This is a genomic window from Jeotgalicoccus psychrophilus DSM 19085, from assembly GCF_000425845.1.
Classification (GTDB): Bacteria; Bacillota; Bacilli; order Staphylococcales; family Salinicoccaceae; genus Jeotgalicoccus; species Jeotgalicoccus psychrophilus.
In genome coordinates this window covers 211,506-226,978 of record NZ_KE384464.1, presented here as the reverse complement: position 1 = coordinate 226,978, position 15,473 = coordinate 211,506, and the positions used below count along the sequence as shown (strand labels likewise).

19 protein-coding genes are annotated in these 15,473 nt (G+C 40.4%); 8 read left to right on the top strand and 11 right to left on the bottom strand.

Annotation, left to right across the window (positions count from 1 at the left end; genetic code table 11):
* Nucleotides 1-122 precede the first annotated feature (122 nt).
* The 3 genes from tatC to H625_RS0111440 form a co-directional block, all read right to left on the bottom strand.
* The gene (tatC, locus tag H625_RS0111450) at nucleotides 123-968 is read right to left on the bottom strand and encodes a twin-arginine translocase subunit TatC (RefSeq protein ID WP_026860041.1); all 846 of its coding nucleotides are present in this window, start codon (nucleotides 966-968) and stop codon (nucleotides 123-125) included.
* A 17-nt stretch (nucleotides 969-985) separates the two neighbouring features.
* Nucleotides 986-2,710, bottom strand: coding sequence for a GMC family oxidoreductase (locus H625_RS0111445; RefSeq protein ID WP_026860040.1), 1,725 nt, complete (start codon nucleotides 2,708-2,710; stop codon nucleotides 986-988).
* A gap of 138 nt (nucleotides 2,711-2,848) precedes the next feature.
* Nucleotides 2,849-3,646: a gluconate 2-dehydrogenase subunit 3 family protein gene (locus tag H625_RS0111440; RefSeq protein ID WP_026860039.1), complete on the bottom strand. Its 798-nt coding sequence runs from the start codon at nucleotides 3,644-3,646 to the stop codon at nucleotides 2,849-2,851.
* 325 nt (nucleotides 3,647-3,971) lie between these two features.
* On the opposite strand from H625_RS0111440, the gene H625_RS0111435 reads away from it, so the two are divergent.
* Nucleotides 3,972-4,364: a hypothetical protein gene (locus tag H625_RS0111435; protein WP_026860038.1), complete on the top strand. Its 393-nt coding sequence runs from the start codon at nucleotides 3,972-3,974 to the stop codon at nucleotides 4,362-4,364.
* A gap of 27 nt (nucleotides 4,365-4,391) precedes the next feature.
* Here H625_RS0111435 and H625_RS13310 read toward each other — a convergent pair whose 3' ends face one another.
* Nucleotides 4,392-5,168, bottom strand: coding sequence for a M23 family metallopeptidase (locus H625_RS13310; RefSeq protein WP_026860037.1), 777 nt, complete (start codon nucleotides 5,166-5,168; stop codon nucleotides 4,392-4,394).
* A gap of 116 nt (nucleotides 5,169-5,284) precedes the next feature.
* Nucleotides 5,285-6,382: an AI-2E family transporter gene (locus tag H625_RS0111425; RefSeq protein WP_026860036.1), complete on the bottom strand. Its 1,098-nt coding sequence runs from the start codon at nucleotides 6,380-6,382 to the stop codon at nucleotides 5,285-5,287.
* 142 nt (nucleotides 6,383-6,524) lie between these two features.
* On the opposite strand from H625_RS0111425, the gene H625_RS0111420 reads away from it, so the two are divergent.
* Nucleotides 6,525-7,250 (top strand): alpha/beta hydrolase, encoded by a 726-nt coding sequence (locus tag H625_RS0111420; protein WP_026860035.1) that lies wholly within the window; start codon nucleotides 6,525-6,527, stop codon nucleotides 7,248-7,250.
* A 66-nt stretch (nucleotides 7,251-7,316) separates the two neighbouring features.
* On the top strand, nucleotides 7,317-7,826 hold the full coding sequence (locus H625_RS0111415; RefSeq protein ID WP_026860034.1) for a 2'-5' RNA ligase family protein: 510 nt from the start codon (nucleotides 7,317-7,319) through the stop codon (nucleotides 7,824-7,826).
* Nucleotides 7,827-7,853: 27 nt separating this feature from the next.
* Here H625_RS0111415 and fabI read toward each other — a convergent pair whose 3' ends face one another.
* The 4 genes from fabI to yjbM all read right to left on the bottom strand — a co-directional run bounded on the left by fabI (nucleotide 7,854) and on the right by yjbM (nucleotide 11,538).
* Nucleotides 7,854-8,621: an enoyl-ACP reductase FabI gene (gene fabI, locus H625_RS0111410; RefSeq protein WP_026860033.1), complete on the bottom strand. Its 768-nt coding sequence runs from the start codon at nucleotides 8,619-8,621 to the stop codon at nucleotides 7,854-7,856.
* An 82-nt stretch (nucleotides 8,622-8,703) separates the two neighbouring features.
* On the bottom strand, nucleotides 8,704-10,083 hold the full coding sequence (gene mgtE, locus H625_RS0111405; protein ID WP_026860032.1) for a magnesium transporter: 1,380 nt from the start codon (nucleotides 10,081-10,083) through the stop codon (nucleotides 8,704-8,706).
* A gap of 21 nt (nucleotides 10,084-10,104) precedes the next feature.
* Nucleotides 10,105-10,899 (bottom strand): NAD kinase, encoded by a 795-nt coding sequence (locus H625_RS0111400; RefSeq protein ID WP_026860031.1) that lies wholly within the window; start codon nucleotides 10,897-10,899, stop codon nucleotides 10,105-10,107.
* Nucleotides 10,900-10,917: 18 nt separating this feature from the next.
* Nucleotides 10,918-11,538, bottom strand: a complete 621-nt coding sequence (gene yjbM / locus H625_RS0111395; RefSeq protein WP_026860030.1) for a GTP diphosphokinase — start codon at nucleotides 11,536-11,538, stop codon at nucleotides 10,918-10,920.
* Nucleotides 11,539-11,691: 153 nt separating this feature from the next.
* Between yjbM and H625_RS0111390 the strand changes: the two genes are divergently transcribed.
* The 5 genes from H625_RS0111390 (at nucleotide 11,692) to H625_RS0111370 (ending at nucleotide 14,253) form a co-directional block, all read left to right on the top strand.
* Nucleotides 11,692-12,279, top strand: a complete 588-nt coding sequence (locus H625_RS0111390) for a CYTH domain-containing protein (protein WP_026860029.1) — start codon at nucleotides 11,692-11,694, stop codon at nucleotides 12,277-12,279.
* Complete coding sequence (locus H625_RS0111385) at nucleotides 12,279-12,647, top strand: globin domain-containing protein (RefSeq protein WP_026860028.1); 369 nt, start codon at nucleotides 12,279-12,281, stop codon at nucleotides 12,645-12,647. Before H625_RS0111390 ends, H625_RS0111385 begins: the two co-directional genes overlap by 1 nt.
* Nucleotides 12,648-12,679: 32 nt before the next feature.
* The gene (locus H625_RS0111380) at nucleotides 12,680-13,480 is read left to right on the top strand and encodes a DsbA family protein (RefSeq protein ID WP_051239079.1); all 801 of its coding nucleotides are present in this window, start codon (nucleotides 12,680-12,682) and stop codon (nucleotides 13,478-13,480) included.
* Between the two features lie 87 nt (nucleotides 13,481-13,567).
* Complete coding sequence (locus H625_RS0111375; protein WP_026860026.1) at nucleotides 13,568-13,951, top strand: Crp/Fnr family transcriptional regulator; 384 nt, start codon at nucleotides 13,568-13,570, stop codon at nucleotides 13,949-13,951.
* Nucleotides 13,936-14,253: a Crp/Fnr family transcriptional regulator gene (locus tag H625_RS0111370; protein ID WP_026860025.1), complete on the top strand. Its 318-nt coding sequence runs from the start codon at nucleotides 13,936-13,938 to the stop codon at nucleotides 14,251-14,253. The genes H625_RS0111375 and H625_RS0111370 overlap by 16 nt, the downstream gene beginning before the upstream one ends.
* Here the strand turns inward: H625_RS0111370 and H625_RS13085 are convergent, their stop codons facing one another.
* On the bottom strand, nucleotides 14,254-14,826 hold the full coding sequence (locus H625_RS13085; protein ID WP_035785857.1) for a hypothetical protein: 573 nt from the start codon (nucleotides 14,824-14,826) through the stop codon (nucleotides 14,254-14,256).
* On the bottom strand, nucleotides 14,826-15,449 hold the full coding sequence (locus H625_RS0111360; RefSeq protein WP_169516146.1) for an SCO family protein: 624 nt from the start codon (nucleotides 15,447-15,449) through the stop codon (nucleotides 14,826-14,828). The genes H625_RS13085 and H625_RS0111360 overlap by 1 nt, the downstream gene beginning before the upstream one ends.
* Nucleotides 15,450-15,473 lie beyond the last annotated feature (24 nt).

Genomic DNA, 15,473 nt, shown 5'->3' with positions numbered 1-15,473 from the left:
CCACCTTTCAACTTAAATAATTATACATGAAAATACCCGCTTAAAGATAGAGTTATGTCATTTTTCATTAAAAAACAAGCGGACAGGGCAATACTGCCGAATCCGCTTGTTTAAAAATTATTTTATTTACGATCTTTTTTCTCTGTTTTCTCTTTGGCTTTTTCCTCTTTAGCTGCTTTTGCTTCTAATTTCCGTTCTTTTCTCTTAATCAGAATAATACTCAGCTCATATAAAAGAATCATCGGAATCAGCGTCACCAGGTGTGTAAACACATCAGGCGGTGCAATCAGCGCTGTAATAACAAGCAGTGTGAAATATGCATATTTACGCATCGTCGTCATTACTTCAACAGTTAAAAGCTCAATATGATGCAGGAATAATGCGACAACCGGCAGCTGGAAAACCAGTCCGAACGGTATCGTCGTTATTAATAAGAACGACATATATTCATCCGCCGTTACAAGTACATTAAAATTCTGCTCTCCCATTTCAATAAGGAAGAAGTAGCTTAACGGGTGAACGATAAAATACCCAAAGGACAAACCGGTTACAAAAAGCAGCAGCATAACCGGCAGCGAGCCTTTCAGGAATTGTGTTTCTTTGTCCACAAGACCCGGTCTCATAAACTGCCACAGGAACCAGCATATAAACGGGATGGAAAACCCAATGCTGATAGCCCCGGCTGTTCTTAAATAGAAACGGATGACTTCAAACGGTCCGAGAACGACGATTTCCGCACCTTTTGACACGACAGGAAACCACCAGCCGACAGTTGAAAAGATAATTAGAAACCATATTGTAATCGTCACCGCAGACTTAATCAGGACTGATCTTAAATCCTCAAGATGATCGGTCAGCGGGGCATACGGCTCCTCTTTCGTTACCTTTTTACGTTTAGAGACGAGTTCAGGTTCATTATTTACATGTTTGTTATCAGGATCCCGATTCTCATTATTCTTCGGTTCCATTATACATCACCTTATTCTTATTCTAGGCGTCCGCCATCTTCAGCATATTTAATAATACCATCTGCACAGCGGTATGCAAGTGCTCCTACTGTTGCAGTCGGGTTGTAGCCGCTGTTGTGCTGGAAGTTCCCGGCACCGACAACGAATAAATTATCGCGGTCCCAGTGCTGCAGATAGTTGTTTACCACACTTGTTTCAGGGTCAGCACCCATTGTCGTACCTCCGGTATTATGCGTTGACTGGTAGGGTGCGATATTGTAATCTGTCAGCTCAGCTGAAAGATCAACGTGGGACGCGCCCATTTCTTCCAGGATTTCACCTGCACGTTCAGCAAGATATTTCTGTCTGGCTCTGTCCTGATCAGTAAAATTATAAGTCAGCTGTACCAGCGGCACATTAAAGGCATCTTTATACTCTGTATCCATGCTCAAATAGTTATCCTTGTGAGGACTTGTTGCTCCCTGACCTGAAACAGATAACACACGTGTATAGTTTTTAATAGATTCTTCTTTAAACTCTTCGCCCCATGATGCTGTTCCGCTTTTAACGGGATTACTAAGTATCGGTCTCGCACCGGTTTGAGTTATCGCCATGTTTCCGCCGTGCAGGAAGTCTAAGTCTTCGTGATCAAAATTATCCCCGTTATAATCATCCAGCGCCATACCGAGTGCACCGGCACCCATAAATGTATTGAACTGCTCCTCAAAGAATCCAGTTGCGCCGCCGAAAATCTGGTAACAGTAATTACGTCCGAGCGAACCTTTGCCGGTTTCAGGATCATACTGTTCACCAATATCCGACACAGCAAGCAGTTTATAGTTATTAAAGATGTAGCTAGTCAGAGCGACAATTTCTGCCGGCTGAATAAATTCTTCCCCCGTCAATGTATCGACAAATTTCACACCTGATACTTTCGTATCGTCGTCTTCATCTGTTATTATCTCAACAACGTTAGCATGTGTACGCAGTGTGAAATTATCGCTTTTCTGTGCCGTTTTAATTACTGTAATCTCAGGTGTTGCTTTCGCGTCATACTCACAGGCAAAACGTTCACAAAAAGCACAGTACTGACAAGCATTAATCGTTTCGCCATCAGGGTTTTCGTATTGCTGGCTAAGGTTTGCAGACGGCATCATAATAGGGTTAAGCTCCATATTATTCGCAGCTTCTTCAAACATTCTGAGCATACGTGATTTTAACATCGGCGGAGTCGGATATGACTCCGAACGTTTCCCTCCAAGAGGGTTGTCTTCACCTGAAATACCTGCGGTTTTTTCAAATGTATTGAAGTACGGCTCGAGTTCATCGTATGTAATTCCCCAGTCCTCAAATTGGTAGCCGTCATCTTCCTGCAGTTTCTCTTTACCGTAGCGCTCTTCTGTCATCGATTTAATTTCAAAATCATAAGGTAAAAATCTCCACGTCTGTCCGTTCCAGTGTGTTCCTGCTCCGCCGAGATTATCACCTAGAAGGAATGAACCTTGCTGGCGCATCGGCAATGCTTTTTGATCTTTGTTATTTCTGAAAGTAATCGTTTCTTTTGCTACATCCTGCATTAATTCATAACGTACTGCGTATTTCAGCTCATCATGCACATGCTGATAGTCTGCTGTACCGCGTTTTTTCCCGCGCTCAAGTCCCATCACTGTTAAGCCTGCTTTAGTTGCTTCTGCTGCGATAATACCGCCTGTCCAGCCGACTCCTACTGTTACTACATCTACTTTATCTAACGTTGTTACCATAATTTTTCCCCCTTTAAAAAATTTAAATACTGGATTCTTTTAACAATCCTCTCAGTTATTCTCAGTCTGGATTTGTCATTTAATCAAATCCAGACTCCGATGAATTTCATCAGAGTCTGTGAATTATTGGCCAATATATTAGTGAGCCATGCCGAATACCGGTTCCGGCTCAATTTCATGGAACTCGTCATCTTCAATATACTGAATATATGACATCTGGTGTCCTGGGAATTTTTTCATTTTCCAGCCGGCCATGTCGCGGTTTCCGCGGTATACCGGGTCTGCATAAGCCCCTTCAATTGTTGCTGCACGCAGCATCGTGAAGAAATAGCTCGCTGTAGCTGTATGTGCAGGCACACCTAGATCAACTTCTCCCGATTCAAAGTCAGTCAGGATGTCATCCATCTGACCATCTTCAAGATCCGGGAAATTCGCTTCGTGACGGCTATTCGCTTCTTCATTGAGCTTGTTAATACCAAGCATGAAATAGTCACGGCGATTTAAGTTTGACTGGTAACCCTGTGTCGGCAATGGTTCCCTGAAAGGTCCCTGCATGTATTCTTTAGAGTTAAAGCCGTACTGTCCTGTAAGCTGGCCGTCTAAGTAAAATGCACAGCCCAGTTCGATTGCTCCCGGTCCTGATTCACTTTCCGGGAAAATGCGTTCCATTGCTGCAGATACAGTATTGAAGTCTAAATCGTTATGGAAGAATACACGTGAGTTATCTGTTAATCCGCCTGTCTTACTTCCTGTTGAAGCTTCTTCTGAAGCCGTATCTTCTGTAGTTGCCGCGTCTTCCCCGGAAGATGAACCGTCGAGATTGAATCCTACCAATCCGCCAAGTAAAGAACCTCCGATGATTCCACCTGTTGCCACACCTGTCGTTTTTAAGAAGTCACGTCTTGAAAACTGCTTTTCTTTCGGTGTATTTGCCATTTTCTACTCCTCCTAGTTAGAGTGATTAATTATATATTATATACTTATTTTTTAATTTGTATATTGCTAAATTACACATCTCAAATAAAATGTATTTGTGTTATAACAATATAATACTGCATACCACTACAGCAATAGTGGTATAATGTAAGAACTGTTCTGCTGAAATTCATTATATTACAGAAGAAGTCAGTTAGAAGTGCACCTGTCATTCAAATAGTTATATTCAGGTGTGCTGTAAGACTTATTGACCACCCTTCTAAAATATAATATGATTAGATTATATACTAAATTTTACAATTTTAACATAGGTGGTGGAAATTTTATGTCATTCTTTAATTTACTAACATGGAATAACAGCCATATGGATTTACGTTTTGTTGAAGATGATCTGCACGGTAATGTAAACATTACTAATGTATACAATGATGATCGTTACGTAAACATGGACATAGTTAATCAGAAGTATGATTCAAAACTGAAAGATGCTCAGCGCAGCATCAGCTCAAACAGAATCATTATGCTCGTTCTCTTTACTCTCGCTGTATTCTTACCCGCTGTCCTACTAAGCGTTGTTCAAAGTAACCTGCTCTTAATCGGCGGTATTATCGTTTATGCTATTATTGCTTATTTCTTAATGGAAGCAGTAAACCAGGTGCAGATTAACAAAATACTTCACGATATAACTAACGACAAAAAAATCCATACGCAGCCTTAATCAGGTGCGCATGGATTTTTTTATTTCTTATTCTTTTCCCTTTGCAGTATTCAGTCCGCTTATTGTCCCGTAAAGTTTTGTCTCTTTAAACACAACCCCCGAAACCTTCTTTCCGCACGCGATAAACACTGTACGCTCCTTGTATTTACTCCTGATCCACCAGTAGCCATCGTTATCATACAGCTTATCGAAATAAAATTTCATTTTCTCATTCGTAAAACCAACTCTCGTTCCAGTTAAAGATGGAAATTCACGTATATTTATAACTTTTTTGGAAGTAAAAGTGCCGCTCCACAGCCAGGCCGCGGTATACCCCTTTTTATCGACGTTTACCGTCAGCGGATTAATACCTGTACAGACAAAATCCCGTTCCCCGTTTATATAACCGTATCTTTGAAATTGAATATGAAGATGGCTGTCCATCCTGACGTTCTGGTAATTCGTATTGCTCTGATAACCGATAATATCCCCCGCTTTTACATGCTGTCCGGGACGCACCGTGAGCGGGCGGGCTAAATGTCCGTAGATTGCCTGGAAGCCCAAATTTTTATTAGCAATAACTACAGTACCGCCAAAATTACCGTAACTGTTCGTACCGGCAGTAACCATGCCTTCAAACACTGCAGGAATTGGTGCCCGGTCATACTTCACAAGATCGTAAGCTCTGTGGTAGCCGCCGCAGTAATTGTCGTAATTATATCCATTTACCGTATAATTTCTGAGTCCCCAGATGCCGCTTTTATACTTCGCTGGATCAGATGTAACTTTAAATCCATGACTCACTAAATATGCTATAGGATTCATTTGTCTCCTCCTTTTTACGTTCTAACCTGTATATCGGTCAGGACACTTGAAAAGGACAAACGAAAAACCCGTACGGGATTCCACTAAGGAGTCCGTACGGGTTTTATCAACATTATTTAAGTGGTTTTTGACAGATCTGTCAGCATTGTATTTTTCAAGTTTGTACGATATCTCCAGATGTTCTGGATAATAGTTTTAATTACCGCATAGGTCGGTATTGCTACAAGAATACCAATGAAGCCCGCGATATTCCCTGCAGCAAGAACGATGGTAATTACCGTCAGCGGGTGCAGTGCGAGTGACTGTCCCATAACGTTTGGAGTAATTAAGTTACTTTCAATCTGCTGGGCAATCAGCGTGATGAGTGATACCCAAATAAGCATTACCGGATCCTGAATAAGTGCAAGCAGGCCGGCAGGAATAAATGCAACCCACGGACCGACGAAAGGCACGATATTCATAAACAGTGCAAATATTGCTAAAAGCAGTGCATAGTCTAAACCGATAATCGTATATCCGATGTATAAAATAATACAAAGGATAAATGATACCAGCATCTGTCCCTGAATAAATGAACGGAGTGTCTGATCGATATCATGTAATAATTCAATTAAAAACTGTTTGAATGTTCCGCTGAACGGTGATGTCATAGATGGAATGAACTTTTGGTGATCCTTCAGCATAAAGAAGAAGAAGAATGGCCCCAATACTAACGTTAAGAGCACACTTACTGTGCTTGTCACTATCGTAATCGCATTAGAGACAAAGCCGCTCAGCACGTTAGTTCCCATATCGAGCGCATCCTGAGTCACTGACTGCAAATCGATATCAAATGGCAGCCGCTCACGCTGGCTTAATAAGTAGTTTGTTAAATTCTGCACTTCACTTTGCAGTATAGGGAGCCTCGATACTAGATTCTGCACCTGTTCAGTTACCATCGGTGCTACTGTCAGCGCAATAATCGCAATAACTATTAATATAATGATAAAAATGGCAAGAATACTGACAAGTCTGTGCGCATTGCGTTTTTCTAAAAAGCGCTGAATCGGTTCGGTTATGTAGTATAGCAGCCCGCCTATTAATACCGGAAAAAATATTGTCATTACTATCGTAATAAATGGTTCAAAAATAACCTGAACCTGCATCGCGATAAGAATAATAACAAAGGTAATAATAAGTGCTATACCGCTTTGAAACCAAAGTTTATTAGTCATAAGGTGGCACCTCTAAAATATATTATTTTGTTCATATTGTATCATTACCGCCTGTAATTTCATACTATATAAACAGCATATTCAGAAATACATGTTATCTCGCGCGTCAAATTGGTAATATACTATGTAAGGAGGCGTTAATATGGATAAAACACCAGGAAAAGTACATACCACATCCCTTGACTCGGAGGTTTGCGGTGAATCATTCGAAATACAATATTACCTGCCTAAATCGTATTCTGATCTTTATAAATATAATGTTATTATTACTTTCGATTCGCAGGATTTCTTTAAGTACGGACAGCTTGAGCGATTAATTGAAAAGATGGAAACTGATGATGAACTGGAACGGGCAATCATTGTCGGTGTACCATATCCTTCAGTTGAATGGCGCAATCATTACTTCAGCCCGAACGGAGAACAGCATGAAAAGTTCGTCACTTTTGTCGGGCGTGAGCTTAACAGTTTTATTGACAATAACTTTAAAACTTTAAAAATGGCAAACAGCCGTCTTTTAATGGGCGAGAGTCTCGCCGGCAGCTTCGCTCTGTCAGTTGCACTGACATATCCGAATACGTTCAGCCAGGTACTTGCTTTCAGCCCTTTCGTCGACGAGCAGTTTATCAGCCGTTTTAAAAACAGCATGAGTCTGATTAATTTAAATATTTACCATACAATCGGACTGGAAGAAGACGATTTTAAAACTATTATGGGACAGCAGGCTGACTTTCTCACACCGAACCGGGAGCTGAATGCCGTGCTTGAAAATGAACCTCTTGAATACACATACCGTGAACTTGAAGGCGGTCATATTTGGAAAACATGGAAACCGGAACTAAAAAATGTACTCGAACATTTTTTTAGATAGAAAACGTATACAATTTTTTTCGTATAATGATATACTTGAAACAAATCGTTTAGGGAGGCATTTTAAATGAAATTTGGAATAGCATTATTTCCATCTAAAAAACTTCAGGATACTGTGAACCAATATCGTAAGCGTTATGATGCTAGATATTCATATATCGCACCGCATATTACAGTAAAAGAAGCTTTTGAAGCAGAAGAACATGAAAAACCTCAAATTGAAGAATTTGTTAAGAGTGTGGCTTCAAAACATAAGCCCACTGAGATTGAAATTAAGAAAGTTTCAAGTTTTGCTCCAAAAAAACAAGTTGTTTACTTTAAAGTTGAACCTAACGAAACTTTAAATTCAATTCATGACGCATTTAATGAAGGTAACTTTTACGGCGAAGCTTCACATCCGTTTGTACCCCACTTTACTCTTGCGCAGGAAGAAACAGCTCAAAAATTTGAAGATACACTCAGCCATTTACAAATGATTGGTATCGAACATTCTGAAACACTTGATAAAATCAGTTTATGTGTGCAGCTTGAAAACGGCATCTGGCACGTTACAGATACATTTAAATTAGGCCAATAAAAAAACTCCCGAAAGGGAGTTTTTTTATTATGCCATAATGTGGTAACCACTGTCGACGTGAAGTACTTCGCCAGTAATACCGCTAGACAGATCGCTTAACAGGAATGCTACCGTGTTACCAACTTCAAGCTGGTCAACGTTGCGTTTTAACGGTGCACGTTCTGCGATTTCTTTAAGGATTGATTTGAATTCACCAACAGCTGATGAGCTGAGCGTACGGATAGGACCTGCAGAAACCGCATTTACACGAATTCCCTGCTCGCCAAGATCGTAAGCCAGGTAACGTACACTAGCGTCAAGCGCTGCTTTTGCTACACCCATAACGTTGTAGTTAGGCATTGCACGTTCGCCGCCAAGGTAAGTCATCGTTACGATGCTGCCGTTTTCATTCATAATTTCTTTTGCATACTTAGAAACAATCGTTAATGAGTAAGCACTGATATCGAGTGCCATTTTGAACCCGTCACGTGAAGTTTCGCTGTATCCGCCAGTTAATTCATTTTTATCTGCAAATGCGATTGCGTGAAGAACACCGTCGATGCCATTTGTTTTTTCACCGATTTCTTTAAATGCTTTAGCTACATCTTCATCACTTGTTACGTCACACTCAACGATAATATCGTGCTCGCCTTCAAGGTCATCAAGAAGCTTATCCAGCTCTTTACGGAAACGTTCGCCTAGAATTGTGAATACAAGTTTTGCACCCATCTTATCCAGCGCACGCGCTGCACCCCAGGCGATACTTCTTTTATTTGCTACACCCATAATTACATATGTTTTACCTGATAAATCCATTCAGAAATCCTCCTAATTCATCCCTAGTATTAGTACCTACTACTAATCTACATTTTATTAAGCTCCATTGCAAGAAATATCATTATAATAAGCTCGACATAAATACATTTGCCAGTGCAAAGTATATAAGCAGACTGATAATATCATTTGCTGTCGTAATAAACGGGCCGCTGGCAATAGCCGGGTCAATCCCCATTCTATTCATTAACAGCGGCACTACTGTACCGATAATAGTCGCAACTGACATCGACGCAATCAGGCTGCCGCTGACGATAATACCGAGTACAGGTTCGCGGTACATCACGATAATAATTAGAAAAATAACAATACCGCAGACCATGCCGGTAATAAATCCGGAGCCAAGTTCACGTCCCGCAAGTTTTAATTTGCTGGATTCTTTAATCTCGCCTGTCGAAATACCGCGTATTGCAACAGCGAGCGACTGCGTACCAGTGTTCCCCGCCATCCCGCTAATAACAGGAATAAATGCACTGAGCAGCACAACGCGCGCCAGTGTATCTTCAAAGAACGACAGCATCCACGCTGTGATCATACCCATAAACGTTAGTCCGATCAGCCAAGGCAGACGTTTTTTCGCCGTTTCCATTGCAGTATCGGATGTACTTTCGTTATCACTCATACCGGCAAGCCTCGAGTAGTCTTCTCCGGCTTCTTCATGAATAACATCCATAATATCGTCGGCTGTAATGATACCGACTAAATGATCTTGGAAATCAACAACTGGTACTGCCAGGAAATCGTAATCACGCACAATTTGCGCGACTTCTTCCTGGTCATCTGATACACGTACTGACACGACGCGTTCAGTCATCACATCACCGATGTATTCATCATCATCGGCAACAATCAGTTCCCTGAGTGAAATAATACCAGCAAGACGATTGTCCGAATCGGTAACAAACAGATAATAAATCATTTCTGACTCCGTCGCCATTTCTTTTAAATAGCGCATAGCTTCACGCACAGTCATCTGGCTGTTTATACTGACAATTTCCGTCGTCATAATACCGCCGGCAGTATCTTCTTCGTAGTTCATCAGGCTGCGTATTTCCGCTGCATCTTCCTTGTCCATCAGCGGTAAGTAAGTCGTCATTTTTTCGCGTGATATTTCATTTAAAATATCCACGGCGTTATCATACTGCATCGCGCCGATAATATGAGCCGCATAACGGGCATCAATTTTATCCAGCAATTCTTCATACTCATCCGCTTCAAGTTCAAGCAGATCGAAAAAATCCGACACTTCCCCGGGACTTAAAAACTTATATAAAGTGTGACGCTGTTCATCTGTCAGTGTCTGATAAATTTCACCCTGCTCATAATTGTGCAGGTCCATAAAAATATCTCTGAAACTATCAAGATTCTCTTCATCAAGATATTTAATCAGACTCTGTCTCACTGCCTCAAAATCTATTTCTCTGTCGTCTCTTGACATACTCATACCCACTCTCAACAAAAACTTTTATGAAATGAATGAATCGTGCACTCTTTGCCAGAACGGGAATGGCCTGAAGCGTGCAAAACGTATTTTTTCTTCAGCTACTGAAAACTGAATCGATTTTACACCTTTATGCACTAAGTTTACATGGTCAATTGTCATCTGGTATTCTTCACTGTTTACCGGTCTGACATTGACGAAATGGTGTTTCGGCAGTACGAGCGGTGAGCCCACTGTCCGGAAAACACGGTTGTTTATCGATGCGATTTCAGTCATCTGAACCGCTTCGATGGACGGATGTATAATTGCGCCGCCAAGCGCCTTATTATAAGCAGTCGAACCTGAAGGTGTAGAAATGCACAGGCCATCGCCTCTGAACCTTTCGAAATGCCGATTTCTAATATCCACATCCATAACGAGAGTCGAGCCATTCGTCATCCGGAGCGTTGCTTCATTTAAGGCGAGATACTTTGTTTCCATACCGACCTGGTCATAATGAATCATCACTTCAACAAGCGGATATTCCACGATTTCAAAGTCATCATTTTTCAGCGCCATTATCAGGCGTTCAACTTCATCCTGTCCCCAGTCGGCGTAAAATCCAAGATGTCCTGTATGCACACCGACAAATGATACTTCACCGACAATATGCTGATAGCGGTGAAATGCCTGCAGCAATGTACCGTCACCTCCGACAGAAACAACAATTTCCGGCGACTTTTCATCGAGAACCATATCCATCTCGAGCATGTAGTTCATCATCTTATCAGTCAGTGCATTCGATTTTGTATCCCCTTTTGAAACTATAGCAAATCTCATATCATCACCTGATTTCGTTTATATATTGCGCTTCTTGGAAAAGTATTTCTGCGCTTCCTGAACTTCTTCTCTGATTTCCGACATTTCCTTATCAAGTAAATATGCCGCTTCAGCTGCGTTTTGCAGACGGTCTTTAATTTCCGGTGGATACTCTCCTGAATATTTATAATTCAGAGTGTGTTCAATCGTTGCCCAGAAATTCATCGCGAGCGTACGAATTTGAATTTCAGCAAGAATATTAATCTTGCCATTCACACTCTCAACAGGATACTCGATAATAATATGATATGACCGGTAGCCGCTCTCTTTAGTATTTTCAATGTAATCCCGCTCTTCGATTACTTTCATATCATCGCGTAACCTGATGTGATCTGTAATTACATTAATATCATCAACAAACTGGCACATAATACGTATGCCCGCGATATCGTACATTTGTGCACGCAGATTATCATAAGGAATGTTTCTCGTACTCGCCTTTTCTATTATACTTTGTACGGGTTTGACTCTCGATGTTACAAATTCTACCGGTGAAGATTGACTCGTAATCTGATAGTCTTTTCGAATCCCTTTAAGCTTAATTTTCAGTTCTTCCACCGCCTGTCTGTACGGGGCTAAAAATATACTCCATTCTTCCAATTAAATTCATCCTCCAGACTCCACTGTAAAGGCCGATATTTTTTACATCTGACGTAATTTATTCTACCATATTCCGTGAAAGCTTATATATAGAATCTGTTTGCTTTACAGGTTTAAAAAATTTAAGGATAATAACTGTAAGGAGTGGTAATGATGTTCGAAAAAGAAATAGAGTTTAAAAACTTACTCACGGAAAGTGAATACGGTAAAATACAGAGCGATCATTTCTCCGGCGAAAAACCGATGCATTTAACAAACTACTACATAGATAATAATGAGCTTCAGCTTATTCAAAATTTATTAATGCTGAGAATAAGAGTGCAGGATGAAAAACAGCTGATGACTGTTAAAATCCCCGATGAACGTCATGTCGTTTACGAATACTCAGGACTAACAAATATCGATCTCTCAGAAGGTATTATAATAAATGAAAACAACATTCCGGAAAATATACGGGAACAATTAACGAAACGTAATATAACGACAAATAACCTTTCTATTCAGGGTTCCTTGATTACTGAACGTTTTGAAAAACCTTCACACAGCGGTCTGCTCGTTCTCGATAAGAGCATTTATCTTGGCATGATCGACTACGAACTCGAATTCGAGGCGCCGGATGTTGGCACAGGAAAGGCAGAATTCACGCAAATTCTTAATAATTATGGTATCGTACGACGAGAAGAAATTGTTAAAAGCGCACGATTTTACAATACACTCAAACAAAAAAAGGGGGTTAACTGATGCCTTTAGCATATAAAGAAATTGGTGAGGAAAAGCTCCATAAGATGATAGATATATTTTATGACTATGTTAAAAATGACGACCGGATTAATCATCTTTTTCCCGAGGATTTTACCGAAACTGCTTATAAACAGAAACTGTTTCAAACACAGTTCCTCGGCGGACCGAATTTATATAATGAACAATACGGCCATCCGATGCTCAGGGCGAGGCATATGCCTTTTAAAATCTCACCTGCAGCTGGTGAAGCCTGGCTTGAAAATATGAACCAGGCAATACTGGACGTCGAGATAGAAGATGAATTACGTGAGTATTTGATGGCACGCTACACTCTCACTGCAAAGCATATGGTAAACAGTGAATATTAACTGCCTTCAACAAAAATACAGAGGTGAAATACGTGAGCAAAAATAATAGTGAAGACCTGCTGTTATTGGAGCAGTCGGATCATACAGTCGAAATCTTTTATTTCTTTGATCCATTTTCAAATGACTGTATTGCTATGGAACCCATAATCAATAAATTACTGATTGAATACCGCGGACATATTACTATTAAAAAAATTCTGGCTCCGTCGCTGTCTGTTCTGACAAAATGCCAGGCTCAGTCTACGGCAAGTGATGATAATGTTGCGCTTGCTTATAAAGCCGCGGAAATCCAAGGGCAGTCAAAGGCCCGTGCTTTTATCAGATATATATTTAACCGGATTAACCCGGTTAATACAATCTGTACTAAAGATATGATAGATGAGAGTGCGAGACTCGCGGGAATCGATTTAAATTCATTCCATGAGGACCTGCACTCGCCGACACTCGATGCAATGCTGAAGTACGATTTATCTGTCTTCAGGGAAATGGATATCGAAAATCTGCCTGCCATGGTCTTTTTCTCGGGCGATGTGAAATCACAAGGCGTTAAAGTCGACGGCTGTTATCCGTATCACATCTACACTTATATTATTAATGAGCTGATTGGTATTGAAATAGAAAAAAGACAGCTTCCAAGTATTATCGACTACATCAGGGCACACGAACTCGTCAGTTTTGATGAATTGAAAACTATTTTCGAATGGCGTGCTGGATTACTGCTGAATGAACTGAAGAAGCTGCGCCTGCAGCGCCTGATAGATGAAGTCAACTTAAACAATCAGTCTTTTTATCAGCTTAAACAATCTTCAATTCCGCTGCAGACTAAAATATAAATTTAAAAACGTCCCGTACAGCTGAAAACAGCATATACGGGACGTTTTTTTGTATTATACTGGAAGGAACAAGGGGGGTAGAAATCTATGCTTAAAGACTTAATCTCTCAAATCACTATATTTAACACGCTGACTGATGAGGAACAGCAGGAAATTGCTAAAATTACTCATATCAGACATTTCCATAAATCCAATCATTTATTTTATCAGCACGATCAAATGGAATATTTCTTTTTTATAATCGATGGCAACATAAAAGTATACCGATACAGCGCTGATGGACGTGAACAGATTGTCAATTTTTTCGGCGCCGGGGAAATGGTTCCCCATCATGCAATCTTCCGTGATGATCCTTATCCCGCCAATGCTGTGTCGATGAATGAAATCAAAGTACTCATGATTGGAAAAGCAGATTTCGAAACACTGCTGAAAAACCATAGTGATATAATGATAAAATGTTTAAATATTTAGGTTCGATGATTGTCGACCTGCAAAACCGTCTATATGATAAAATTCTCCACCCTGCCGATGAACAGCTGCTGAAATCTATTTTAAGACTCGCCGTCAGTTACGGTAAGGATATAGACGAGGACAATTCACTTATTACACTTCGTGTAACCAAACAGGATATCGGCAGCATGATCGGTTTATCAAGGGAAACAGTCAGCCGTAATATTTCACTGTTTAAAAAGCTGGGTTTAATGTATGAAAATAAAGAGGGCTATATTATTCTCAATACAGTAAAAATTAATAATTATATTACTTTAAAATAACTACCCGCTATCCTGTTCAAAATACTGCCGCTGATCGGTAAACAGCATCAGCAATACGTAAATCAGTATACTTACTGCCAGAAACATAAAACCGTAACCTACAGTTTTCTGATCTGTCATTAAATAGTTGTTGCACAGCGTACTTTCCGAAAAGACATACAAATAGCTTAAAGCTGAAAAGATAACACCAAGTATGAGAAAGAATGAAACCTGTGCCGCTTCACGCAGTTTCGGCCAGCTGTCCCTGAGAGGTACTCCGGCCAGAAACGGCAGCGATATAAACTTGAACAGTTCCACTGACCATATTTCCAATGATTCATCCATCGTTCTCGGCAGCATCCAGTAAAAGAGAATAATTAAAAACAGCAGCAGCCCCGGATACCCCGTTTTGTTAAACTTTGCAAACACCCCGGGGATTTTCTTCTGTATAAAAGGAGACATGAGAAGTCCTGAAACGAACAGCAGCATCATCTGCATGTGCATGTGCATCGCCATAATAGATTCCATGAGATGACGGACAGGCGGCAGTGCGAGAAACAGAAGGAGTGCCAGACCATAGTAAAATTGTCTCATTACTTTTCCTCCTGTTCTTCAAGATGTTCCGTCAAAATTTCCGCTGCGATATCCGGCTCTTTAAAATTAAGGACTTCTGTTAATTGCCCTTCAGGATTTAAAATATAAAATGACGTATTATGCTGATAATCAGTATCACCTTCAGGTATTACTGTAACTCCGTAAGTATCAAGCAGTATTTCAAGGTCATTATCATCAAGTACTCTTAGCATTTTCCACGATGCGGGATCTGCGTTGAAATATTCAGCATAACGGTCCAGTACTTCAACTGTATCTCGCTCCATATCAAATGACACGCTTAAAAATATCAGGTCTTCTTCGAAGTATTTATCGTCTGTCTTCTCGTATACGTACTTCATATTCGTCGTCATTTCAGGGCAAGCCGCAGCACATGACGTATAGATGAATGTCATTAATACATGCTTTCCTTCAAAATCTTTAAAGTTAAATGACTCCCCTGTCTGATCGACCACTTCAATGTCCGGAAACTCAGGCGGCTGTGTTTGCAAATCCTGGATTCGCTGCTGTTCCATTGTAAATGCAGTAAACCCGTTTGTCGTAAAAAACAGGAGGATGATACCGAATATGACTATACCGATACTTGCAGCAATGTCTTTTTTCACAGTATCCATCCTCCTTTAAAATTT

What these genes read in the sequence shown, in the direction of transcription:
- tatC (WP_026860041.1), bottom strand. Translation starts at nt 968, where the DNA reads ATGGAACCGAAGAATAATGAGAATCGGGATCCTGATAACAAACATGTA.
- H625_RS0111445 (WP_026860040.1), bottom strand. Translation starts at nt 2,710, where the DNA reads ATGGTAACAACGTTAGATAAAGTAGATGTAGTAACAGTAGGAGTCGGC.
- H625_RS0111440 (WP_026860039.1), bottom strand. Translation starts at nt 3,646, where the DNA reads ATGGCAAATACACCGAAAGAAAAGCAGTTTTCAAGACGTGACTTCTTA.
- H625_RS0111435 (WP_026860038.1), top strand. Translation starts at nt 3,972, where the DNA reads ATGTCATTCTTTAATTTACTAACATGGAATAACAGCCATATGGATTTA.
- H625_RS13310 (WP_026860037.1), bottom strand. Translation starts at nt 5,168, where the DNA reads ATGAATCCTATAGCATATTTAGTGAGTCATGGATTTAAAGTTACATCT.
- H625_RS0111425 (WP_026860036.1), bottom strand. Translation starts at nt 6,382, where the DNA reads ATGACTAATAAACTTTGGTTTCAAAGCGGTATAGCACTTATTATTACC.
- H625_RS0111420 (WP_026860035.1), top strand. Translation starts at nt 6,525, where the DNA reads ATGGATAAAACACCAGGAAAAGTACATACCACATCCCTTGACTCGGAG.
- H625_RS0111415 (WP_026860034.1), top strand. Translation starts at nt 7,317, where the DNA reads ATGAAATTTGGAATAGCATTATTTCCATCTAAAAAACTTCAGGATACT.
- fabI (WP_026860033.1), bottom strand. Translation starts at nt 8,621, where the DNA reads ATGGATTTATCAGGTAAAACATATGTAATTATGGGTGTAGCAAATAAA.
- mgtE (WP_026860032.1), bottom strand. Translation starts at nt 10,083, where the DNA reads ATGAGTATGTCAAGAGACGACAGAGAAATAGATTTTGAGGCAGTGAGA.
- H625_RS0111400 (WP_026860031.1), bottom strand. Translation starts at nt 10,899, where the DNA reads ATGAGATTTGCTATAGTTTCAAAAGGGGATACAAAATCGAATGCACTG.
- H625_RS0111390 (WP_026860029.1), top strand. Translation starts at nt 11,692, where the DNA reads ATGTTCGAAAAAGAAATAGAGTTTAAAAACTTACTCACGGAAAGTGAA.
- H625_RS0111385 (WP_026860028.1), top strand. Translation starts at nt 12,279, where the DNA reads ATGCCTTTAGCATATAAAGAAATTGGTGAGGAAAAGCTCCATAAGATG.
- H625_RS0111375 (WP_026860026.1), top strand. Translation starts at nt 13,568, where the DNA reads ATGCTTAAAGACTTAATCTCTCAAATCACTATATTTAACACGCTGACT.
- H625_RS0111370 (WP_026860025.1), top strand. Translation starts at nt 13,936, where the DNA reads ATGTTTAAATATTTAGGTTCGATGATTGTCGACCTGCAAAACCGTCTA.
- H625_RS13085 (WP_035785857.1), bottom strand. Translation starts at nt 14,826, where the DNA reads ATGAGACAATTTTACTATGGTCTGGCACTCCTTCTGTTTCTCGCACTG.